We start from the raw sequence: 21694 nt of genomic DNA on the forward strand, positions 1-21694 counted from the left end.
TATCGCACACACGTAGAACAGCGAGCGACCTCGATGAGTGACACATTCAGCCGAAAGATCTACTTCAGTTTCTTCATGTTCACGGCCGATCTGCGGCCGGACGACACCGCTTACACCCGGACGCTGGTCGACCATCTCAAGGCCCTGACCGACATGGGCTACGACGGTTTCGACGTGCACATCGCCCCCGGGACCCCGGCCGCCGGCCACCGGCAGGAGACCGAGGCCTACGCGCGGTTGAAGAAGGCGTTCGGCGCGGCCGGGCTGGGTGACACCAGGTTCACCACCAACGTGGGTACGACCCGGACGTTCGACCCGACCTCACCGTACGAGCAGCAGCGCGCACAGGCGCTGGCCTACCTCAAGTCGCGGGTCGACATCACCCGGATCCTGGGCGACGGCGACTCGATCATGTCAGGGCCGTTCCTCTACCCGTACGGCGTGTTCCCGTCCACCGACGCCGGCGAGCCGATCTGGAGCGACGCGCTGCAGGACTGGATGCGCCCGCGCTACCGGGACGCGCACGCGCTGTTCCGGGAGCTGGCCGAGTACGCCGGCGGCCAGGGCGTACAGCTCGCGCTGGAGCCGATCAAGAGCTGGGAGTCGCCGCCGCCGAACATGGTCTCGGAGGCGCTGGACTTCCTCGACGACGGCGAGATCTTCGGCGCCGGCGTCACGCTCGACACCGCGCAGGTGGTGATGGAGAGCCGGGGCCCGGCGGTCTTCCGGGACAACGTGGCCCGAGCGACACGGCAGAACCGGCTGCTGTACGTGCACATCTCCGCACCGGACCGGGGCGCGGTGCGCGACAGCTGGATCCCGTGGGAGCTGATGCTGAACGAGCTCGAACCGGTCTACCGCGGGCCGTACCTGGTCGAGGTGTTCAACGCGATCCCGCCGTTCGACAGCTCGATGCGGATGACGCGCCGGCGGTTCTGGCGGCCGGGCGAGGACGCCCCGGAGCCGGGCCGGGCCAGCGCCTACGACGTGGCGGCCGCGGGGCTGGAGGAGTTGCGCGAGCGGATCGCCGCTTCCGCGCTGTCCCGTTCCGTCCCGTCCCTGATGGCCGGCGTTCGGGGCTGACCCACATGCCGACTCAGGTATCGCCACCGCTGAGAATGGTCGCCCGGACGGCCGGCGACGTCCGCATCCACACGTTCGTCTCGTCGTTCACCGGCAACAACATCGCGAACGCGACGCACATCGTGGAGAGCCGGAACACTCTGGTACTCATCGACGGCCAGTTCCTGGTCCCGTACGCGAAGGCGTTCCGGGAGTACGCGGACAGCCTCGGAAAGCCGATCGACCGGCTGTATCTGTCGCACCGGCACCCGGACCACTGGTTCGGGCTCGGCGCCGCCTTCGACGACGTGCCCGTGCATGCGTTGTCCGAGACCGCGAGCTTCATCCAGGAGCACGGCGAGGACTCGCTGAGCGACCACTGGAAACTGGGCGACCTGGCACCGGAGCACATCGTGGTGCCCAAGGAGATCGCCGAGCCGGGCGCGACCGTCGTCGACGGCGTCACCTACCACCTCGGCAGGGTGACCGAGACGGAGGTGGACTTCCACCTCACGGTCTCACTCCCGGAGCTGGGCGTGTGCTTCGCCCAGGACCTGCTCTACAGCGGCACGCACCTCTACCTGACCAGGGACATGGCGCACTGGAGCACGGTCCTGGAGGAGCTGCTGACCTCCGACTACGACCTGTTCATGCCGGGGCACGGACTGCCGGCCGACAAGATCGAGGTCGCCCGGAACGTCGAGTACCTGGCCGCGGCCCGGCAGGCGATCGCGGACGGGCTGACCGGCGACGCCTTCAAGGACTTCCTGCTGCGGCGCTACCCCGAGCGCAGATGCCCGGGGATCTTCGACATCTATCTGCCGCGGTTGTTCGGCGACTCACGGGACTACTAGGGCGGCGATCATGCAACCGGAATACACGGTAGGGCGGTACCTGGTCGACCGGCTCCGGCAGCTGGGCCTGGGCCATCTGTTCTCCATCGCCGGTGACTACTCGATCGGCTGGGTGAACGGATACGTCGAGCCGAGCGACATCGAGGTCATCGAGGAGGTGAACGAGCTCAACGCGGGCTACGCGGCCGACGGGTACGCCCGCCTGAAGGGGATCGGCGCGCTCTGCGTCACCTACTCGGCCGGCGCGTTGTGCACGGTGAACGCGATCGCGGGCGCCTATGTGGAGAAGGTGCCGGTAGTGCTGATCAACGGCACGCCGAGCATCAAGAAGACGCTCACGTTCGAGCAGACCGGCGTCAGCTCGCACCATTTCATCACCGGCCGGGAAACGGACCTGCAGTCCTTCGAACACCTCACGGCAGCGGCGGTACGCGTCGACAACCCGGACCTCGCGCCGATGCTGATCGACTACGCGCTGGCCGCGTGCATCACGGACCGGCGGCCGGTCTACATCGAGCTGCTGCAGGACATGATCGACCTGAGCTGCCCGCGACCGGCCGGCACGCTGACGCCCGGGCGCGCCATGTCCGACCCGTCGAACCTGGCGGAGTCGGTCACGCACCTGCGCGAGCGGCTGAGCGCGGCCGCGAACCCGGTGGTCTGGGTGGGCGTGGAGGTCGACCGGTTCGGCCTGCACGACAAGACGCTGAGCCTGCTGCACCAGCTGAAGATCCCGTACGTGACCGAACTGCTGAGCAAGGCCGTGCTCTCCGAGGACGACACGCTGTTCGCCGGCGTGTTCGACGGCCGAGCGTCCTCGCCCGCGGTCCAGGACCTGATCCGCGACGCCGACCTGGTGCTGGCCCTGGGCGTCTGGCTGACCGACATCAACACGCTGGGCTGGGACGTCGACTTCGGCCGGACCGCGTTCGTCTCGCTGGACACGGTCAAGGACGGCACGTTCTTCAGCCCGCAGGTCGCGCTGGAACACCTGATCGACGGTCTGCTGGCCGACCCGGTCACCCGCACCGCACCGGCCCGGCCGAGGTCGTCCGCGAGCCCGGCGACGCTCACCGAGCCGCACGGTGACGTGCTCACCTATCAGGGCTTCTACGACACCATCGCCCAGTACGTGGACGAGAACACCATCATCGGCAGCGACGCGAGCCTGAACTACTTCGGCAGCCTGCTGCTCACCGTGCCCACGGCCGGCGGTTTCGTCGCGCAGTCGTCGTACTCCGCGATCGGCTACAGCGCCGCGGCCGCGACCGGTCTCTGCCTGGCGAAGAACGACCGGCAGCGGGTACTGGTCCTCTCCGGCGACGGCGGGTTCCAGATGACCGCCCAGTGCCTGTCGGTGCAGACCCGCTTCGGCCTGGACCCGATCATCTTCGTGCTCAACAACGGCGTCTACGGCGTGGAGCAGTGGCTCGCCGACGCGTCGGTCTTCGCCACCGGCACGCCGTTCCTCAAGTCCTGCGTCCTGCACCCGTGGAACTACAGCAAGTTGGCCGACGTCTTCGGCTGCCGGGGCTGGCGGGCGGCCACCTACGTGGAACTGAAGGAGGCGATCACGGGCGCGCTGGCCAACACGGGCAGCCCGTCCATCGTCGAGGTCGTCGTGGACGGCAAGTCGATTCCCGATAACGCCACATGGAAGACGAACTAGCGAGGAGCCGGAGATGACGGCAACAACCCTGGAACCAGACACCCACACCCGGGCCAGAACCGGATCGGAGTACGCCGGGCAGCAGTCCCAGAACGTCCAGGCGGGCGTGCGGCGCACCGACTTCCGCGTGATCGCACAACACATGTTCAGCCTGATGATGCGCAACGTGGCCACGGACGGCTTCCTCTTCGAGGACCCGGTGGAGCCGGGACGGTTCTCCGCGCCGGGCTGTGTCATCGCCGCGCCGTCGTACCCGGCGAACTCGCCCGGCGTCGACCAGGACTACGTGTTCAACTGGACCCGCGACGCCGCGATCACCGCGATGGAGCTCGCCGCCGCGGGCATGCCGGCCCGGCCGTCCGCCGGCGTGCAGCCGCTGGAGGACTACGTCCGGTTCGCCGCGATCTGCCAGGGCAACGCGATCCCGACGCTGGCCCACGCCTGCTTCACCGTCGAGGGCGTCTCCCGGCCGTGGACCGAGCAGAACGACGGCCCGGCGCTGCAGACGCTGGCCATCCTCCAGGCGTTCGCCCAGCTGGACGAGCCGACCCAGGCGATCGCCCGCCAGGTCATCGGCCGCAACCTCGACTTCCTCGCCGAGGCGTACCGGCAGCAGACGACGAACCTGTGGGAGGAACACGCCGGATACTCGTTCTTCGCCCGGTCGGTGCAGCTGCGCTGCTTCCGCGAGATCTCCGCGAACACGATCGGCATCACCGTGCCCGCGGGATGGCAGGACGCGACCGACTGGCTGCAGAACGCGCTGGCCACGCACTGGGACGGCACCCGCTACCTGAGCCTGATCGGCGACGGCGCGCCGCCCACCGACCCGGCAGGCCCCGGCTACGACCCGAACATCGACATCGTGATGGCGGCGATCTACGGGGCGATCCCGGTCACCGACACCCGCCTGCTCGCCACCGCGGCCGAGCTGCGGGCGCAGTGGGCGGACCCGCAGGCGCCCACGGTCTACCCGGTCAACCTGACCGACCAGCAGCTCGGCATCGGGCCGATGGTGGGCCGGTACCCGGGCGACACCTACGACGGCGAGGTCTCCGACCCGGTCCCGGGCGGTCACCCCTGGGCGCTGACCACGTGCAACTTCGCGGAGCTGTACTACCGGCTGGCCGCAGAGGTGCGCGCCGGGGGATCCGTGCCGTACGACGCGCTCTCCGCGCCGCTGTTCACCCAGATCGGCGTCACCGACGGTACGTCGCCGCAGGACACGGCGACCGCGCTGGAGCAGGCCGGCGACCGGATGCTGCAGGCGGTCATCTACCACAGCGACAATCTCGAACTCAGCGAGCAGTTCGACGGCACCACCGGCTACTGCCGCAGCGTGAGCAACCTGACCTGGAGCTATGCCGCGTATCTGTCGGCGGTCCGGGCCAAGACCGGGCTCAACGTCCAGGGCTGAGCGCCCGGAAGGAGAATGACGTGATCTTCCCCGAAGGAGCGGCCGCCCGCACCGACGCGACGGACGTCGCCGGCCGCGTCTACGACGTCGTCATCGTCGGCGCCGGGATCTCCGGCGCGATCATCGCGGACCGCCTCAGCCGGGAGGGCCGCTCGGTCCTGGTGCTGGAGGCGGCCCCGGCCGACGACCTGACCATCGCCGGCTACGAGGGCTACCTCAACCGGTTCTACGGCACGGCGATGAAGGACAACCAGGCGCCGTACCCGGTCCTGCCGCCGGTCCCGATGCCGCGCAGCACCGACGCCCGGCCGCTGACGCCCGGCGGCGGGCCGAACACCGGCGGATACCTGGTGCAGAACGGCCCGCACTCCACCGACACCACCTACACCCGGGTGCTCGGCGGCACGACCATGCACTGGGAGGCGAAGATCCTGCGGATGCTGCCGGAGGACTTCGAACTCGCCGACCGGTACGGCCACGGGCTGAAGTGGCCGCTCGGGTACGACGAGCTGGAACCGCTCTACCGCGAGGCGGAACGCGAGATCGGCGTGTCGGCCGACGTCGAGGACCAGCGGTACCTCGGCCTGCACTACCCGCCGGACTACGTGTTCCCGATGCGCGGCCTGCCGGCGTCCTTCCTGGACCGGACCGTCGCCGAGGGCGTCGACGGCACCCAGGTGCGGGTGAGCGACGACGAGGAGATCGAGATCCGGGTACGCCCGTTCCCGCAGGGCCGCAACGGCATCCCGAACCCGGCCTACGACGCCGGACGCGGCTTCGTGCCGGTCGGCGCGGTCAGCACCCACCAGGTCGAGGAGGGCGGGCGCTGCCAGGGCAACAACAACTGCGTGCCGATCTGCCCGGTGCAGGCGAAGTACCACGCCGGCAAGACGCTGGCCCGCACGCTGCACCGCGACGTCGACCTGCTCGCCCAGGCCGTCGCCTACCGGGTGCACACCGACGACGAGACCGGCCGCGTCACCCGCATCGAGTACCGGCGCTACCCCGACCCGAACTCCACCGCGTACGAGACCGGATTCGCCCAGGGCCGCGCCTACGTGCTCGCCACGAACGCGATCGAGAACGCGAGGCTGATGCTCGCCTCCGGGCTGCAGGACCGCGCCGACCTGATCGGGCGCAACCTGATGGACCACGCCTACCTGCTCACCTGGGCACGGCTGCCCGAGATCGCGGGCACGATGCGCGGGACGAACTGCACGTCCGGCATCACCGATCTGCGCGGCGGCCGGTTCCGCAAGGGCCGGGCCAGCTTCAGCGTCGACATCCACAACGACGGCTGGGGCTGGGCCACCGGCGCCCCGGTCACCGACCTCGTCCGGATCGTCGAGGAGAACCAGCACGGATTCGAGCTGCGCCGGTCCCTGGTCGACCAGGTCAGCACCCAGCTGCTGCTGGCCCACATGATCGAGGTGCTGCCGGACCGGGACAACCGGGTGACCGTCGACCCCCGCTACCGCGACGAGCTGGGCAACATGCGCCCGGTCATCTCGTTCAAGGTCCCGGACTACACGATGCGCGGGGCGGCCTTCGCCCGGGAGCTGTCCCGGGATCTGTTCGGCAAGCTCCACGCGCAGGATTTCACCAGCTACGACCCGGCCGAGTACGGCTACGTCGAGTTCGGCGGCGAGGGCTACCGGATCCTCGGCGGCAACCACCTGGCCGGCACGCACGTGATGGGCACCAGCCCCGGCGTCTCCGTGGTCGACGACCACCAGCGCAGCTGGGAGCACGAGAACCTCTACCTGGTAGGCGGCGGCAGCATGCCCACGATCGGCACGGCGAACACCACCCTGACCTCCACCGCGCTCTGCCTGCGGACCGCCGAGCACCTCATCCAGGAGCTGCGGCGACAGGACCGTCCCCTGACACTCGCGACGATTGGCGCCCGATGACCTCGCAGACCCTGGCCGGACACCGGCTGCCGACCGAGATCGACACCATCGCCGAACTCGAGGCGTACCTGAACGCGGCGCTGCGCCTGGAACACGCCACGATCCCGCCGTACCTGACCGCGCTGTACTCGCTGCATCCCGGCGCCAACTCCGACGCCCGGCACCTGATCCGGGTGGTCGCGGTCGAGGAGATGCTGCACCTGACGCTGGTCGCCAACGTGATGAACGCGGCCGGGCTGCGGGTGGACCTCACCGCGGACGACTTCGTGCCGCGCTATCCCGCGCATCTGCCCAGCGGCGAGATCGACTTCCTGGTGAGCGTGCAGCCGTTCTCGCCGGCGGCGGTGACCACGTTCCTCAACATCGAGCGGCCGGTCAAGGCGCCCAGCGAGAGCCGCCGCCTGCTGCGCCGCCCGGACCTCGGCGCCGGCACCGTGCTGGCGGCCAGCCCGGTCGACCCGAGCCGGTGCTTCTACAGCATCGGCGAGTTCTACGAGGAGATCAACCGCGGCCTGCGTCACCTCCACGACCGGTACCGGGCGGAGGGCCGGGAGCTGTTCACCGGCGACGTGGCCCGGCAGGTCACCGGTGAGTACTTCTACTCCGGCGGCGGCGAGATCGTGGCGGTCCACGACCTGGACACCGCGATCGAGGCGCTGACGCTGATCATCGAGCAGGGTGAGGGCCTGGGTGGCGGCATCTACGACGGCGAAGGCGAACTCTCGCACTACTACCGGTTCCAGCAGCTCCAGCTGGGCAGCTACTACCAGCGGGGTGACGTTCCCGGGCGCCCGAGCGGTCCGGCACTCGACGTGGACTTCGACGCGGTCCATCCCGTCGCGATCGACGTCGCGCTGACCGACTACCCGGACGGCTCACCGGTGCGCGAGGCGGCACAGGCCTTCAACCGGACCTACGCGGACTTCCTCGCCCACCTCACCGCGGCCTACGACGGCGAGCCGCAGAAGCTGCTCGAGGCCGTGCCGTGGATGTTCCGGCTGCGAGACGACATCGAGCGCCTGATCCGCAATCCGTTCCCCGGCCGGCCCGGCGTCCACGCGTCCCCGGTCTTCACCCGAGCCTCCGAGGAGTGGTCATGAGCCTGGACGACTTTGTCGCGTTCTCCGCCGAGGTCACCGGGTTCACCGAGTTCGAGCTGCTCGGCACCGGCCAGGCCGGCTCCTATCTGGACACCGTGACCGAGGTGGTCGGCGAGCGGATCCTGGCCGACCTGCTCGGCGCCTACCGCGCGCGGGTGACCGAGACCGGCGACGAGCAGGCGCGCGCCGCGCAGCTGACCGGCGCCGTGCTCGGCGACCCCCGGCTCGGCCCGGTCGCGCGGAACATCATCAAACTCTGGTACTGCGGCGTCTGGTTCGCGCTGCCTTCGGCGTGGACCGGCGAGTTCGGTGCGGCCGGGCGCGAGGGCACGTTCACCGCCTCGCCCCAGGCGTACACCCAGGGCCTGCTCTGGTTCGCCATCGGCGCGAACCCACCCGGCGCCCGCGCCCCCGGCTACGCCTCCTGGGCGTCCCCACCACGCATCCCGGAGCTGCCGTCCTCCGCCATCCCGCGCTCCCTCACCCACACATCGCCCTGACCTCTCACCGAACAGCAGACTCACCTGCCATTTCGTCGAGGGCCCGGTCTCCGTTCGCTGCGCGCGGGCCCGGACCGTCGAGGCCGGGACGGCTGATCAGCCGGGCCGTCGACGGCACCGGGGCTGGAGAACGACACCGAAGGCACCGCACGCTGGGAAGAGACGGGTGGGGGCCACTGCGATGCCGTGATCTGCGCTCCGGTGACGGGCGGCGTGGGCGAGATCTGGTCGAGCAAACGCTGCGCCATAGCGGCGTCGATCTCGCGGTCAGCGCTGATACGCACATCGGCAGCGGTAGCCAGGTCCACGACGTCGTCGCTGGTGAACGCATCAGCTCCGACAGTGCTCAGCCGCCGCGCGAACTCCTGCATGTCAATCATCTGCAGCCTCATCCTGGGGATTGCTGTTGATCCACCGTAACCCCCCGCCTCGGCCGCCGGTTCCCGCACCCACCGCTCGGGATACTGCGCCAGCAACGATGCCAGCTGCTCGGCGCCCCTCATCTCTTCGGCGAGCCGATCGCGCACGGAGGCCGGCGGGGCCGTCACACTCTGTGCAGCCCATGTCGGCCCCGCGCCTGCGCCACCAGACCTCGGCCGATCAACGTCTCCGCGACGGCCCGGGCACGGTGCCAGTCACCGCGCTCGGCAAACCCGCGAACCGCCGCCAGCTTACCGTGGGCGACCAGCGCCGCCGCGACCTCCCCCGAAAGCCAGGCGTCCGGCGCCCGAAGGCCCGGTGCCGCGGCGGTATGACGGCGCCGTCCATCATTAGGTGAGGAAGTCGCGCATCGCGTCGGGGGTGGCGGGCAGCCCGTACGCGTGGATCCCGCCGGTGAGGTTGGCGAACAGGCCGAAGCCGTGCCATTGCCAGGTGGCGGGGGAGTCCGCGAGTGTTTGCAGCAGACGGCGCTGTGCCGGTGTCAGGTCGGCCGCACCGGTGCCGGGGCTGATCGGGCCGTCCGGAAAAGCGTGCCGCAGGGCCTCGCCGACGACCGGCAGCGCCTCGGGGCCGCTGACCGAGGGGATGCGGGCCAGCAGCGCGTCGAAGGCGGGGTCCGTGTGGGCGCCGCCCAGCTGCCGGAACAGTGCCAGACCTGCGTAACCGGACAGGTCGCCGTCGAGGTAGGGCAACTGCGGGTCCGCGGCCCGGTCCGTGCCGGTCCAGGCCAGCAACTCGGCCGCGACGGCAACGCCCGCGTCGGCGCCGTGCAGCCGGGCGGCCGCGATCGCCGCACCCCAGCGCACGACCTCCCGCTCGTCGCCGAGCGCGGCTCGGATCGTGTCCGACGCCGCCGGGAGGGTCACGCCGGTCAGGCCGAGCGCGACCAGCGCGGTGGCGGCGACCGCCGGGTGCGCGTCCGTGGCCGCGACCGACAGCGGGCCGCCACTGACGGCAGCGTCCTCGCCGAACCAGGCGAGCGCGTAGGCCGCACCCGCACGCAGGCCCGGGTCCGGATCGCCCAGCAGCGCGCAGAACAGCGGCACCCCGGCTCGGACCGCGTCATGGACGGCCAGTTCGACGTGGGCGAACAGCCGCTCCTGATCCTGCGCGTCCAGCGACATCCAGTACTCGTACCCACCCTCGCCGGCGTCCGGCCGCGGTCGCTGCCGCAACAACCGCTCCCCGCCGGCGGCACGCCCCCGGTAGTCCGCCGCCGGAAAACCCTCCGGTAGCCACGACTCGTCGTATCCGATCGCAAGCGAGGTGAGCAGGCCGAGGAGTGCGGGGCGGTCGGGTGTGCGCGGGTCCGCCAGCAGTTCCAGCAGGAAGGGTGCGGCATACGCACTCGCCTCGTACCGGCTGCCCTGGTGGAAGATGTTCCCGTACAGCTGCCGGCGGGCTTTCTCCCGCGCCCCGGCATCGGGCGCGAGCAGCTCCCGGATCAGTCCGGGCACATCGCCCGCCGCCCCGTAGGCGTGCTCCAGCTCGCCCCACGCCACACTGTCCAACCGTTCCAGCATGCCCGGCAACGTACCGGCGACCCCTGACATTTTCGTACCGCGGAAGATCTTTGAAGATCTTGATCTTCCCGCTTCCGGCGTGGTGCTGCCCGCGTGCTCCCGCGGGCAACGGTCGTCGCTGGCGCTCCTCCCTACCGGTGCCGATGCTGGTCACCACGAACGATCCGGTGGCTGGTCGGCGACGTCAGGCGTGATTCACGGCCGGGTGAAGAGCGCGGCGAGTGCGGAGTCGGAGGCGGCCAGCGCGCTGCGGTCGTAGGTGCTGGAGGCGGCGACCAGCTCGGCCGCGCCGGTGCGGTCGAGGAGTTCGGTGAGGCGCTGCTCGACCTGGGCGGCGGTGCCGGTGATCGCGGCGGCGCCGGTGCGGTCGAGGTGTTCCTGCTGGCGTGCGGTCCGTGGGGCGGTCCGGGCCGTGTGTACCGGTTCAAGGGGTGGGAAGCTGCCGGTGGTGCGGCTCTGCGCCATCGCCCAGGCCTCGGGGAGCAGCAGGTCGGCGGCCTCGGCGGCGGTGTCCGCGATCAGCACGTCGAGGCTGATCGCCACCCACGGCTCCGGCTGCTGCGCGGACGGGCGGAACGCGCGGCGGTAGTCGTTCAGCGCGGCCAGACCGGGCGCCGGGTCGCCGCCGACGCCCAGCAGCGGACCGCCGACGATGACCGGCAGGCCGAGCTCGGCCGCGATCCGCAGGCCGCTGCCGGTCGCGAGGGCGTAGAGCGGTATCGGGCCGTCCGGCCGCGGGTGCAGCGTGATCTCCGCCGTGCCGGTGAGGTAGCCGCGTAGCTCGGCCAGGTCGGCGGCGAAATCGGTGTCGGTCTGCCGCAGCGCGCGGCGGACCGGTGCGGTGAAGCCGGGGGAGCGGCCGAGGCCGAGGTCGACGCGGCCCGGCGCGAACGCGGACAGTGTGGCGAACTGCTCGGCGACCACGAGCGGCTGGTGGTGCGGGAGCATCACACCGGCCGAACCGATCCGGATCGTGGTCGTGGCACCGGCGACCGCGGCGAGGAGCACGGTCGGGGCCGCGCCGGCGATCCCCGGTACGCTGTGGTGCTCGGCCACCCAGAACCGGTGGTAGCCGAGCCGTTCCGCGTTCGCGGCCCGCGCCACCGTGCCCCGGAGCGCGGCCGGCTCGGGCTCACCGGCGCGGGTGCGGGACCGGTCCAGCAGGGAGAGGCGCACTCCGGAGTTGATCACTAAAGACGCAGCGCCGCCGGGCCCCGGGTTGTTCCGTGCGGCAGGTCACCCGCGCGGCGGCGGGAACTCGACCCGGGTCCGCCAGAACGCCATGATCTCCACGATGCCGGCCATCAGAATTCCGAGCACATCCGGGGGTACGGTCGTCCCGTCCGTCCAGGTGGGCACGGCGGGCAGGTAGACGGCGTAGTCGCCGGGCGCGCGGTCGACCTCCACGATCAGGGTCGCGCCGCCGTACTCGACGAACATGCTGGTCCGGTCGCGGCCGGACAGGGTCACGCCGGCGTCGTTGCGGGCCGTCTGGTTGCCCAGCTCCTGCACGGCCACGGCCACCACCTCTCAGCTGTGGATCTCGACGATGTCGGTCACGTTCGGATTCTCCCGCAGCGCGGGCAGCTCGGTGCTTGCCCAGATGCTGCCCGGCCGCGGCGGGTCGTCGACGTAGGCGGTGACCGTGCCGGAGGCGTTCTCCGCGTACCGCTCCGACAGCCGGGCCCAGAGGATGTCCGCCTGCCACGGGCTGATCGGTGAGCTGTCCCGGTCGTAGAGGTCGAGGCCCTCGAGGTACTCGCCGCCCGGCGTCTGGTTGAGCGTCACCCGGCTCACGCCGTCGGCGTCGCGCTCCGCCACGTCCTGCAACCGCGTCCCGTCCGGTGCCCGCCCGGACCAGAAGATCGCGCCGTCCCGCGGGCTGCTCACGTCCGCCCGCTCGACCTCGGCCAGCAGCGTGTGGAACGCCAGGTCTCGCTCGGCGTCCCGGAGCGGGTCGCCGACGCCCGTCCCGGCCTGCATCTCCGCGGCCGGCAGCAGCCGGTCCGCGGCCTGGCGGAGCTGCACCGCGAGTTCGTTCAGGATCCGGCCCACGGCCTCGTCGATCAGCGCGCGGATGATGGCCCGGGAGGCCGCGATGATCCCGGCCGCGACCAGCGCACCGATCCCGGCGGACGCGAACGCGGCCGCGAGCGCCGCACCGACCGCGTAGGCCAGCGCGGTCAGCTCCGCGATGAAGGCGAGCTTCAGCGCGACGACGATCCCGGCCATCGCGAGCAGGACGGCACCGACGGTCCAGGCCGCGTCGGCCGCGTCCGCGAGCGTGCCGGCCGGGCCGCCGTCGCCGTTCCAGAAGTCCTCGAACGCGGTGATGGACCGGCCCTCGTTGTCCCGCCACACCCGCGCGGCGATCGCGTTCGCCTCGCCGGTCTGCTCCCGCAGCAGGTCGCTGTAGTCGATCCAGGCCTGCCCGTGCTGGACGAGCAGGTCCTCGTCCGCCTGCGGCCAGTCGAGCCCCAGCCAGGAGAGCGGCACGGTCAGCTCCGGCGGCAGCGTGATCGTCATCGGAGGCCGCCGCCCGCGTTCCGTACCCCCGCGTCGTTGATGTTCTCGATGTCGGCCAGTGCACGGCCGTGCTCGTCGAGCCCGGCGCCCACGTCGACGAGCTGGTCGACGTAGGTGGAGAGCATGTCCAGCACCCGGCCGCGCACCTCGTCGTAGGCGCCGCCGAAGGCCGAACCGACCTCGTCCGCTCCCCACGGCGCGCCGCTCACCGCGGCGGCCAGCCGGTTCAGGTCGTCGCGCATCCGGCCGGACAGGTCGGTCATCTCCCGCCCGGCCCGGATCAGCGCGTCCGGGTCGATGTCCATCAGCGGGACCGGCGGACGAGACCGTCCAGCATGGACGTGATCTGAGCCATGCGCCGCTCCGCCTCCTCGACGGCCCGCGCGGACGCGGCCGCGTACTCCTCGCGGGCCGGCGCCACCGCGATCCCGGCCGCCTGTTCGCGCGCCGCCGCCTGCGCCTGCCGCAGCGCCGCGAGCACCGCCTCGGCCAGATCCGCCGACGCCAGCCGCATCGCCCGCGGATCGAACCACACATCCGTGACCTGCCCGGCCCCGTCCACCTCGACCCGGACCAGCCCACCGGCCGCGTCCGCCCCGGCCCGCACCTCAGCGAGCCGCTCCATCGCGTCCATGTGGGCACCGTAACCAGCCCCGGCAGCCGCCGCCTGACCCCTGAGCAGGGACGTACCGGCCGCAGTCGACATAGTCGACTATGTGCGCTAGGATTTCCGGCGTGACAAGGAAGAGGTGGCCGGGGCCGGCCGGAGGAGGCCGGCCCCGGGTGGTCGAGTGCTAATCCTCGATGAAGAGGATCATGCTGATCAGTTTCACTATGGCGATCAGCGTCAAGGGGTTTGGCACATGCATCCCATCTCTTGGTGATCAACTGGCACTACTCGAGGGATCTAGCTCTGTGGGCGCAAATCCCATCGAGGATTGTAAAGCCGATCTTCCTTTGTGGAAGTACACGTGCGAGTGAAAGTGAGGGGGTGAGTGCCAATCCCTAATGATATCTAGGGATTGAAACGTATTGGTCGCGGCCTGCTTGATAGGCGTTGCCGCAATTCGTCGCCGTCTGCTGTACTCGGCCGTGGCTCTCATGGTCCACGTCTTGCGAATCATGGGATTCGCGTGGTGGGCGATGTGCGGTGGGCGGGTCCGTGGTGAGGCGGGAGGCGAGTGTGCGGATCGCCTCGCTGGGGCGGGCGGCCGCGAGGCGCCACATGCGGGTGGTGGCGTCGGTCAGGAACTGCTCGATGTCGGCGTGTCGTCCACTGTGGGCGAGCGCCTCCAGGCCGATCGTGATGATCTCGTCGGTCGGCGTCACCTCGGTGAGCAGTGCGGTGACGCCGGAGGCGGCTGCCGCATGGGCGCCCATGGCCATCTGGCGGCGGAAGAGGGCGCAGGACGCGTCCGTCAGCTCCTGACGCATGCGGTGTGCCTGGCGCTCCGCCCAGTCCGTGCCGACGTCGGCGAGCGCGTCACCGCGCCACAGGTCGATCGCCCGCGTGTAGAGGTGCGCGGACTCGGCGTCGGACGTCTCGCGCGCGGCGTCGCGCACCAGCGCGGCGAAGCGGTGATAGTCCACGGCCTCCGGCGGCACGTGCAGTTCGTACCCGGTGAGGCGCCGGTTCGCCAGCACGCCGGGCTCCGCGCCCGCGCCGGTCAGCGCGGCGCGGACCGCGCGCACGTAATGCGCGAGCGTCTCCGGTGCCTTCTCCGGTGGATCACCGTCCCACACGCAGCCGATCAGCGTGTCCGCGCTCACCAGCCGCCCGGCCCGGAGCGCGAGCGCGGCCAGGAGACCGCGTTGTGCCGCGCGCTCGAGCCGTACCGGTGAATCGTGATCGTTCTTGATCTCCACCGGTCCGAGAAGCCGGATCTCCATGTGCGACCACCCCCGAGACGCAGTGTGGCATCGCCGGTCACGAATGGTATTTTCCGCGGTCCGGCCTGCGGCGTCCGGTTTTCCGTCCGGTCACGCGTCCCGTTGGGCGTCCGCCGGCGCACCCGATGCTTCGACCCGTCATTGCGGCATCGAGCAGGGGAGACGGGACGACATGCGAGAATTCACGGGTACGCGATGAGCGCGGATTGGCTGGAGATGCCGGCCGGGCCGGGTGCCACGCGGTGGCACACCGCACCGGTGCAACGTCTGGTGCTCGCGGTCTGCCACACGGTCGCAAGCACGCAGCACGTGCTCGACGCGGTCGGGCTGGCCGAGGCCGACGAGCGCGTGCAGGTGGTGTTCACCCGCGCGCCGGACGTGCTCAGCAACGGCACCGACGAGTTGCTGGCGTCGCTCGGCGCGGTGGTGATCCCGTGGGAGCAGGCGCGCCGGTCCACGTTCGACCTCGCGCTCGCGGCGGACTGCGCGGGCCTGCACGACCTGCGGGCGCCGATCGTCCAGCTGCCGCACGGCATCATGAGCAACAAGGTGACCTGGTCGCCGTCCGGCGGGCCGGGCGACGGGCTGGTCACGGGTCTCGCCGCGCCGTGGCTGACCAGCTACGGGCGGCTGATCCCGCGGGTGGTGACGCTCTCGCACGAGGCCGCCCGGGACGTGCTGGCCCGTCAGTGCCCGCAGGCGCTTCCGGCCGCGCGGCTCACCGGCGACCTGTGCCTCGACCGGCTGACCGCGAGCCTGCCGCGCCGGACCACGTACCGCCGGGGGCTGGGCGTCGGGGCGGATCGCACGCTGATCGCGGTCAGCAGCACCTGGGGTGAGTGGTCGTTGTTCCGGCGCGCCTGGCCCGCGCTCCGCGAGACGTTGCGGGAGCTGCCGCGTGATCGGTACGCGGTGCGCGCGGTCTGCCACCCCGCCGCCTGGCACGGACACGGGGCACGGCAGGTCGAGGCCTGGGGGCGGAACGGCCGGGTGCCGGGGTTGCGGTACGTCGAGCCGCTGCACTGGCGTGCGCTGGCCGCGGCCGCGGACGTGTGGATCGGCGACTACGGCTCGCCCACGCTCTACGCCGCCACGGTCGGCATCCCGGTGTTGTACCTGCCGGCGCCGGACGGGCGGGTCGCGCCCGGATCGGCGGCCGAGGCGCTGGCCCGGGCGACCGCGCTGCTCGACGCCGGCCGCGCGCTGCCGGAACAGCTGCGACGCGCGGAGCGCCGGCGCGAGGCGGTGGCGGCCGCGGTGCCGCCGCTGGTCAGCTCGGTCCCGGGCGAGGCGCCGGGCCGGCTGCGCGCCGAGATGTACCGGCTGCTGCGGTTGCCGGAACCGGCCGGGCGGGCCGTCGCGCGGCCGGTGGCGGTGTCCCGGCCGTACCGCCGGCGGGTGGTGTCGTGACCGGGATGTGGCTGCTGTCCGCGGGCGGTGAGTCTTATCTGGTGGTGGCCGTGCCGGGCGGACGTCCCGGCTGGGTGAGGGTCGCGGACGTGCTGTTGCTGGAGACGCCGGCGGCTACATCGGCGGCGGAGACGCCGGAGGCGTTGCTGGCGCGCCATCCGGGCGCGGCCGCGGTCGCTCGGGCCGGTCCCGCCGGTGTCGCGCTGACGCACCGGACCGGCCGGGTCGCCGCGATGGCCGGGGCCGGAGCACCGGCCGCGCGAGCCGTGGCGCTGCTGCACCTGGTCACGCGCCGCAGCCCGCGCTGACCCGCACGATCGGGGCGTCCCACCTCCGGCGTCAGGGTCACCGGGCGGTGGTCCGTTCTGGTGATCGGCCGAGGTGCGCCCCGATCACGGTCTGCCGGCGAGCTCGTCGAGGAGGCGGCGGACCTGCGCGGCCTCGGTGTCGGCCAGCCGGGCGTAGGCCTCCTCGGCCGCGGTCAGGTCCGCCCGCGCCTCGGCCTGCCGCCCGGCGCGGGCGTGCAGCTCACCGCGCCGGTGCAGGGCCTGCGCGCGGCCACGCGCGGAGCCGAGCCGGTCCATCTCGGACAGCGCGTGTGCGAGTTCCCGCTCCGCGCTCTCGTGCTCGCCCAGCCCGGTGAGCGCGCGGCCCAGCTCGGCCCGCGCGACCGCCTCGTTGTACGGGTCCACGCCGAGCCCGGCGAGCAGCGTGACCGTCTGCCGCAGGTACGTGACCGCCTCGGCCGGGTGGCCGGCCTCGTTCTCCACCTGGCCGAGCCGCAGCAGGCCGAGCGTGGCCGACCGCACGTCGCCGAGCTCGGTGAAGATGCGGTGTTGCGCCGCCGAGTGCGCTCGTGCCTCGTCGTGGCGACCGCGCGCGAGCGCCACGGTGCCGAGCCCGGCGTGGGCGCCGCCGAGCCCGGCGTGGTCACCGCCGTCCGCGGCCAGCGTCATGGCGCGGGTGAACAGCGGCTCGGCCTCGTCGTACCGCCCGGTGTCGTAGAGGGACCAGGCGAGCCGCTTGATCATCTCGGACTCGCCGGCCGGATCGCCCAGGCGGCGGGCGCACTCGGCCGCGGCCCGGTCGACGACCTGGCGGTCCGCGTGGTGGCGGCGCAGGTGGAACATCGGCCAGCACTCGTCCGCGATCTGCCAGGCGAGCAGCGGGAACGGCCCGGCGGCGGCCAGCACGGCCGCGACCAGATTGGGCCGCTCCGCGTCGAACCAGGCCAGCGCCGTGTGCCGGTCGTGCACCGCGGCGACGGATCGCGCACGGGCGGGCCGGTTCCGGTACGGGGTGAGCAGCCGGCCCGCGGCCGCGGCACCGTCCCGGTACCACTCGGCGGCGCGGCGCAGCAGCGCGTTCCACTCCTGGCCGGTTCCGGCGGCGCGTCGTGCGTGCCGGCGCACCAGGTCGTGCAACCGGAACCGGTCGCCGTCCGCGCCCGCCTCGTCCACCAGGCTCGCCTCGATCAGCTGGTCCAGCAGCGCCGCCGCCTCCGGCTCGGTCACCTCCAGCATCGCGGCCACCACCGGCACGCCGCACTCCGCGCCGGGATGCGCGCCGAGTGCCCGATAGCAGTGGGCGACCGGTGCGTCCAGATCCCGGTAGGAGAGTTCGAAGACCGTGGCCAGCGACATCCCGCCGGGCACGGAAACGCTGTCCTGGTTCAACTCGTCCACCATCCGTCGTACGGGCCATCGGGGCCGGCTGGCGAGTCGCGCGGCCGAGACCGCCAGCGCGACCGGAAGCCCGGCGCACCGGCGCAGCAGCGAGCGGGTCGCCTCGCGGTCCGCGCGGAGCCGCGCGTTGCCGATCCGGCGCCGGAGCATCTCGGTCGCGGCGTCCTCGGGCAGCGGCGCGACCGGGAGGAACCCGGCGCCGTCGAGCGCGAGCGCGCCGAGCCGCCACCGGGCCGTGACCAGCACAGCCGCGTGGGCGGACGCGGGCAGCAGTGGCCGGATCTGCGCGGCCGACACGGCGTCGTCCAGGAGGATCAGCAGGCGGAGGCCGGACGTGACGGTCCGGAACAGCGCGGTGCGTTCCGCGGGCCGGGCCGGGATCCGGTCGTCCGCGAGCCCGAGCGCACGCAGGGCCACGGCCACGACGTCCGCCGGATCGGCCGGGCCGGCCGGGTCGAACGCGCCGAGCTGGGCGTAGAGCTGCCCGTCGGGGTAGCGCCCGGCCGCGGCGTGCGCCCAGTGCAGCGCCAGCGCGCTCTTCCCGACGCCGCCGACGCCGGTGAGGACGACCACCGCGGGTCCGCCGGGTTGCGGTGCGGCGAGGGCGTCCAGCCGGTCGAGCTCGCGATCCCGGCCGACGAACCCGGCCGGGCCGGCCGGGATCTGGCGTGGCACCGTCCATGAGCTCATCCGTCCCCCAAAAGGATCGCCCATCTTCTGCAGGAGATTAGTGCATAATCCATCCACGGTCGCCTACTTAAGATCACCATGCCGGTCAAATATGCAGATCCTGAACCGGTGGGGATGAATGAAAATGAGTGAACGTGCGGCGAATGGCCGATGCCCACTCGGATGATCGAATGAATCGCTCCAGCTGAACGCGCGTCCATCCATACCGAACGTGCGTCTGCCTGTGCAATTGCAAGGGAAGTGACGCAGGTGGCGATCCACTGTGCCGTCTTCGGCAGATCCTCTTGAGTGGCCGTGGTGATGATAAGTGAGTCACATCGGGCACCGTTCTGCCAGGGGGGATCATGCGAGTGCATGCTTTCGGGGGATCACGATTTCGACGGGGTGGCCGCGACCGGCTGCCGAGCATCGCCGGCGGCCGTCATGTCCGGCGATGAGATCGAAGCGAATCGGTCACTGCGCGCGGACGGCGGCGCGGAGGTGTTCCAGGCGGGCGGCGACCAGTACATCTTCGGGGCGCCGGGCGAGCGTCCCGCGCCGGCCCGGATGCTGCCGAGGGACACGGCGCCGCTGATCGGGCGGGACGCCGAGATCGCGACGCTGATGGCCGGGCACACGCTCTACCTGATCGACGGCATGCCGGGCGTGGGCAAGACGACGCTCGCCGTGCACGTGGCGCACCGCCTCCGGCCGGACTATCCGGACGGCGACTTCTTCGTGGACCTGCACGCGCACACCGCGGGCATGCGTGCGGTGACACCCGACGAGGCCCTGTATCAGCTGCTCATCGCGGACTCCCTGACGCCGGGCCAGATCGCGGTCGGCGTGCAGGCCCGCGCCGCGCAGTGGCGCAGCCGTCTGGCGGGACGGCGCTGCGTGGTCGTGCTCGACAACGCGCTGGACCGCGCCCAGGTCGCGCCGTTGCTCCCGGCCGGCGGGGACAGCGTGGTGCTGGTGACCAGCCGGCGGCGACTGGCCGGCCTGATCGCGCAGCACGCCGCGGACCCGCTGGAACTGCCGACGCTGACCGAGGCGTCCGCCGCCGTGCTGTTCGCCCGCAGATCCGGCCGGGATCCGCACGGCGACGAGGCGGCGGCGATAGCGGAGATCGTGCGGGACTGCGGCACGCTGCCGCTGCCGATCTGCCTGCTCGCGGCCCAGTTGCGGGCCCGTCCGCACCGGAGCGCCGCCGACCTGCTGCGGGAACTGCGCCGGGCGGCGCACCCGACGTCCCGGATGCGCGCCGAGGACCTGGCGGTCGGGCCGGCGTTCGACCTGTCGTTCCGGCGCCTGCCGAAGCCGCTCCGCCGGTTCCTGGTGCGCCTCGGGATGCTGCCGGGCGCCGACGTCGACGTGCCGGCGGCCGCCGCGCTCACCGGCGTCGGCCCCGACCGGGCCGAGGCGTTCCTGGAGTCCCTCGTCGAGGAGCATCTGGTCGTCGTGGGGGACGGCGGCCGGTATCGGCTGCACGACCTGATCGGCGACTACGCCCGGTCCCGGAACCCGGACGGCGTGGCGGAGCAGGTCGCGGCGCTGGTCCGGCTCGCCACGGACTACGAACGGCGGGTCGGCGTGGCCGACCGCGCGCTCGCGGTACCGTACCCGCCGGATCCGGTGCGGGTGGAGGCGCGGGTCGAGGCGCTGGGCTGGTTGCAGCGGGAGCGGGTCAACCTGATGGCGTGCGTGACCGCGCTGGCCCGCACCGGCGAGCACGAGCTGGTGGCCCGTCTGACGACCGGGCTGGCGGCGTCCCTGCGCGAGGCCGGGCCGTGGGAGCAGGCGATCACGCTTTACCACCTGGCGGCGGAGAACGCCGCGCGCCACGACGCGCACGCCGCCCGGGCCGCGGCGCTGCGTGAACTCGGGGTGGTGCTGTATCTGCGCAGCGACTACGAGTCCGCGAAGGCCGCGTTCGGGACCGCGCTCGCCGCGCTGCACGACGCCCCGGCCGAGGCCGAGGCCGAGGAGGCGGTGACGCTCACCCGGCTGGCCGCGGCCCGCAGGCAGTCGGGGGAGCGGGTCGCGGCCCGTGCCGACGCCGATCGCGCGCTGAGCCTGTTCCGCCGGTCCGGCGACCGGGCGGGCGAGGGGGACGCGCTCGCCGAGCTGGGCACGCTGCACCTGGCCGATCGCGAGTTCGGCGCGGCCGTCGACGTGCTCCGCGAGGCGGCCGCGGTCCTGCGCGAGCACGGCGGCGCGCGGGCCTGCGCCGACGTGCTGAACCGGCTCGGTGCCGGACTGCAGAACCTGGGGCAGAACGAGGAGGCGGTCGCGCTGCACGAGCACGCGCTGCACGTCTGCCGGGTGCTCGGCGACCTCCGCGGCGTCGCCGTGAGCCTCAACTACGTGGGCCACCTCTACTGCCAGTTCGGCGAGTTCGGCCGCGCGGCCGCGGCGCTGGAGGAGGCGCTGATCCTGCACGACCGGATGCGGTCCCGTTCGGGGAGCGCGCACTGTCTCACGTACCTGGGGCGGGCGTACCGCGAACTGGGACGGTACGAGGACGCCGGTGACGCGACCCGCCGGGCACTGTCCACGTTCCGCGAGATGAAGAACCTCGCCGGGTACGCGAGCACGCTCAACCAGCTCGGCATCCTGCACCGGAACGCCGGCGACCTGGCCGCCGCCGAGACCGCGCACGGCGAGGCGCTGGAGGTGTTCGAACGGCTGGAGCACGCGCTCGGTCAGGCCGAGGTCCTCAACGCGCAGGGCGACCTCAACCGCCTTCGCCATCGTACGGACCGCGCGCTGGAGCAGCACCGGCGCGCGCTCGTCCTGGCGCAACGGGCCGGCAGCGGCGAGGAGCAGGCCCGCGCGCACGAGGGGATCGGCCACTGCCTCACCGAACGGGGCGAACACCGCCCCGGCCGCGACTCGATCCGCACGGCCCGGGACATCCTGGAGCGCCTCGGCGCCCACCCCGCCGCCCACCGTCTCGCCGAGCTGCTCCCCGAGGACCCGCACGAGTGCTCCTCCGGCCGCCGGAGGCTCGTGCACTGAGCACCGTCCACCGG

19 protein-coding genes are annotated in these 21694 nt (G+C 72.2%); 10 read left to right on the forward strand and 9 right to left on the reverse strand.

Annotation, left to right across the window (positions count from 1 at the left end; genetic code table 11):
• Nucleotides 1-33: 33 nt before the first annotated feature.
• The 7 genes from J2S43_RS11285 to J2S43_RS11315 are packed head-to-tail and all read left to right on the forward strand — an operon-like array spanning nucleotide 34 to nucleotide 8515.
• Entirely contained in the window at nucleotides 34-1083 is a 1050-nt protein-coding gene (locus tag J2S43_RS11285; RefSeq protein WP_306828839.1) for a sugar phosphate isomerase/epimerase family protein, read from the forward strand.
• Nucleotides 1084-1088: 5 nt separating this feature from the next.
• The gene (locus J2S43_RS11290; RefSeq protein WP_306828840.1) at nucleotides 1089-1916 is read left to right on the forward strand and encodes an MBL fold metallo-hydrolase; all 828 of its coding nucleotides are present in this window, start codon (nucleotides 1089-1091) and stop codon (nucleotides 1914-1916) included.
• A gap of 10 nt (nucleotides 1917-1926) precedes the next feature.
• Nucleotides 1927-3585 carry an alpha-keto acid decarboxylase family protein gene (locus J2S43_RS11295; protein WP_306828842.1) on the forward strand — a complete coding sequence of 553 codons (1659 nt, stop codon included), beginning with the start codon at nucleotides 1927-1929 and terminating at the stop codon, nucleotides 3583-3585.
• 13 nt (nucleotides 3586-3598) lie between these two features.
• Nucleotides 3599-5002: a glycoside hydrolase family 15 protein gene (locus tag J2S43_RS11300; RefSeq protein ID WP_306828843.1), complete on the forward strand. Its 1404-nt coding sequence runs from the start codon at nucleotides 3599-3601 to the stop codon at nucleotides 5000-5002.
• Between the two features lie 20 nt (nucleotides 5003-5022).
• Complete coding sequence (locus tag J2S43_RS11305) at nucleotides 5023-6915, forward strand: GMC family oxidoreductase (RefSeq protein WP_306828844.1); 1893 nt, start codon at nucleotides 5023-5025, stop codon at nucleotides 6913-6915.
• Entirely contained in the window at nucleotides 6912-8015 is a 1104-nt protein-coding gene (locus J2S43_RS11310) for a ferritin-like domain-containing protein (protein WP_306828846.1), read from the forward strand. Before J2S43_RS11305 ends, J2S43_RS11310 begins: the two co-directional genes overlap by 4 nt.
• Nucleotides 8012-8515 carry a hypothetical protein gene (locus tag J2S43_RS11315; RefSeq protein WP_306828847.1) on the forward strand — a complete coding sequence of 168 codons (504 nt, stop codon included), beginning with the start codon at nucleotides 8012-8014 and terminating at the stop codon, nucleotides 8513-8515. Before J2S43_RS11310 ends, J2S43_RS11315 begins: the two co-directional genes overlap by 4 nt.
• Nucleotides 8516-8535: 20 nt before the next feature.
• Here J2S43_RS11315 and J2S43_RS11320 read toward each other — a convergent pair whose 3' ends face one another.
• The 8 genes from J2S43_RS11320 to J2S43_RS11355 form a co-directional block, all read right to left on the reverse strand.
• Nucleotides 8536-8907, reverse strand: a complete 372-nt coding sequence (locus tag J2S43_RS11320; RefSeq protein WP_306828849.1) for a hypothetical protein — start codon at nucleotides 8905-8907, stop codon at nucleotides 8536-8538.
• Between the two features lie 378 nt (nucleotides 8908-9285).
• Nucleotides 9286-10479: a HEAT repeat domain-containing protein gene (locus J2S43_RS11325; protein WP_306828850.1), complete on the reverse strand. Its 1194-nt coding sequence runs from the start codon at nucleotides 10477-10479 to the stop codon at nucleotides 9286-9288.
• Between the two features lie 195 nt (nucleotides 10480-10674).
• Nucleotides 10675-11670 carry an MsnO8 family LLM class oxidoreductase gene (locus J2S43_RS11330; RefSeq protein ID WP_306828851.1) on the reverse strand — a complete coding sequence of 332 codons (996 nt, stop codon included), beginning with the start codon at nucleotides 11668-11670 and terminating at the stop codon, nucleotides 10675-10677.
• A 45-nt stretch (nucleotides 11671-11715) separates the two neighbouring features.
• Nucleotides 11716-11997: a hypothetical protein gene (locus J2S43_RS11335; protein WP_306828852.1), complete on the reverse strand. Its 282-nt coding sequence runs from the start codon at nucleotides 11995-11997 to the stop codon at nucleotides 11716-11718.
• Nucleotides 11998-12009: 12 nt separating this feature from the next.
• The gene (locus J2S43_RS11340; protein ID WP_306828853.1) at nucleotides 12010-13005 is read right to left on the reverse strand and encodes a WXG100-like domain-containing protein; all 996 of its coding nucleotides are present in this window, start codon (nucleotides 13003-13005) and stop codon (nucleotides 12010-12012) included.
• The gene (locus J2S43_RS11345) at nucleotides 13002-13310 is read right to left on the reverse strand and encodes a hypothetical protein (protein ID WP_306828854.1); all 309 of its coding nucleotides are present in this window, start codon (nucleotides 13308-13310) and stop codon (nucleotides 13002-13004) included. Before J2S43_RS11345 ends, J2S43_RS11340 begins: the two co-directional genes overlap by 4 nt.
• Nucleotides 13310-13639, reverse strand: a complete 330-nt coding sequence (locus tag J2S43_RS11350) for a YbaB/EbfC family nucleoid-associated protein (RefSeq protein ID WP_306828856.1) — start codon at nucleotides 13637-13639, stop codon at nucleotides 13310-13312. The genes J2S43_RS11345 and J2S43_RS11350 overlap by 1 nt, the downstream gene beginning before the upstream one ends.
• A 371-nt stretch (nucleotides 13640-14010) precedes the next feature.
• Nucleotides 14011-14895, reverse strand: coding sequence for an AfsR/SARP family transcriptional regulator (locus J2S43_RS11355; protein WP_306828857.1), 885 nt, complete (start codon nucleotides 14893-14895; stop codon nucleotides 14011-14013).
• A 195-nt stretch (nucleotides 14896-15090) separates the two neighbouring features.
• Between J2S43_RS11355 and J2S43_RS11360 the strand changes: the two genes are divergently transcribed.
• Complete coding sequence (locus tag J2S43_RS11360) at nucleotides 15091-16305, forward strand: hypothetical protein (RefSeq protein ID WP_306828858.1); 1215 nt, start codon at nucleotides 15091-15093, stop codon at nucleotides 16303-16305.
• Complete coding sequence (locus tag J2S43_RS11365) at nucleotides 16302-16613, forward strand: hypothetical protein (protein WP_306828859.1); 312 nt, start codon at nucleotides 16302-16304, stop codon at nucleotides 16611-16613. Before J2S43_RS11360 ends, J2S43_RS11365 begins: the two co-directional genes overlap by 4 nt.
• Nucleotides 16614-16697: 84 nt before the next feature.
• On the opposite strand, the gene J2S43_RS11370 is transcribed toward J2S43_RS11365, so the two are convergent.
• Nucleotides 16698-18680: a tetratricopeptide repeat protein gene (locus J2S43_RS11370; RefSeq protein WP_306828860.1), complete on the reverse strand. Its 1983-nt coding sequence runs from the start codon at nucleotides 18678-18680 to the stop codon at nucleotides 16698-16700.
• Between the two features lie 423 nt (nucleotides 18681-19103).
• Between J2S43_RS11370 and J2S43_RS11375 the strand changes: the two genes are divergently transcribed.
• The gene (locus J2S43_RS11375; RefSeq protein WP_306828861.1) at nucleotides 19104-21680 is read left to right on the forward strand and encodes an ATP-binding protein; all 2577 of its coding nucleotides are present in this window, start codon (nucleotides 19104-19106) and stop codon (nucleotides 21678-21680) included.
• Nucleotides 21681-21694: the final 14 nt, after the last annotated feature.

This window comes from Catenuloplanes nepalensis, assembly GCF_030811575.1.
Taxonomy (GTDB): domain Bacteria; phylum Actinomycetota; class Actinomycetes; order Mycobacteriales; family Micromonosporaceae; genus Catenuloplanes; species Catenuloplanes nepalensis.

Excerpts from the sequence above, each read along its gene's own strand:
- J2S43_RS11350 (WP_306828856.1), bottom strand. The coding sequence starts at position 13,639 with ATGGACGCGATGGAGCGGCTCGCTGAGGTGCGGGCCGGGGCGGACGCG.
- J2S43_RS11310 (WP_306828846.1), top strand. The coding sequence starts at position 6,912 with ATGACCTCGCAGACCCTGGCCGGACACCGGCTGCCGACCGAGATCGAC.
- J2S43_RS11340 (WP_306828853.1), bottom strand. The coding sequence starts at position 13,005 with ATGACGATCACGCTGCCGCCGGAGCTGACCGTGCCGCTCTCCTGGCTG.
- J2S43_RS11345 (WP_306828854.1), bottom strand. The coding sequence starts at position 13,310 with ATGGACATCGACCCGGACGCGCTGATCCGGGCCGGGCGGGAGATGACC.
- J2S43_RS11355 (WP_306828857.1), bottom strand. The coding sequence starts at position 14,895 with ATGGAGATCCGGCTTCTCGGACCGGTGGAGATCAAGAACGATCACGAT.
- J2S43_RS11295 (WP_306828842.1), top strand. The coding sequence starts at position 1,927 with ATGCAACCGGAATACACGGTAGGGCGGTACCTGGTCGACCGGCTCCGG.
- J2S43_RS11375 (WP_306828861.1), top strand. The coding sequence starts at position 19,104 with ATGTCCGGCGATGAGATCGAAGCGAATCGGTCACTGCGCGCGGACGGC.
- J2S43_RS11320 (WP_306828849.1), bottom strand. The coding sequence starts at position 8,907 with ATGAGGCTGCAGATGATTGACATGCAGGAGTTCGCGCGGCGGCTGAGC.
- J2S43_RS11325 (WP_306828850.1), bottom strand. The coding sequence starts at position 10,479 with ATGCTGGAACGGTTGGACAGTGTGGCGTGGGGCGAGCTGGAGCACGCC.
- J2S43_RS11360 (WP_306828858.1), top strand. The coding sequence starts at position 15,091 with ATGAGCGCGGATTGGCTGGAGATGCCGGCCGGGCCGGGTGCCACGCGG.
- J2S43_RS11290 (WP_306828840.1), top strand. The coding sequence starts at position 1,089 with ATGCCGACTCAGGTATCGCCACCGCTGAGAATGGTCGCCCGGACGGCC.
- J2S43_RS11285 (WP_306828839.1), top strand. The coding sequence starts at position 34 with ATGAGTGACACATTCAGCCGAAAGATCTACTTCAGTTTCTTCATGTTC.
- J2S43_RS11315 (WP_306828847.1), top strand. The coding sequence starts at position 8,012 with ATGAGCCTGGACGACTTTGTCGCGTTCTCCGCCGAGGTCACCGGGTTC.
- J2S43_RS11370 (WP_306828860.1), bottom strand. The coding sequence starts at position 18,680 with ATGAGCTCATGGACGGTGCCACGCCAGATCCCGGCCGGCCCGGCCGGG.
- J2S43_RS11300 (WP_306828843.1), top strand. The coding sequence starts at position 3,599 with ATGACGGCAACAACCCTGGAACCAGACACCCACACCCGGGCCAGAACC.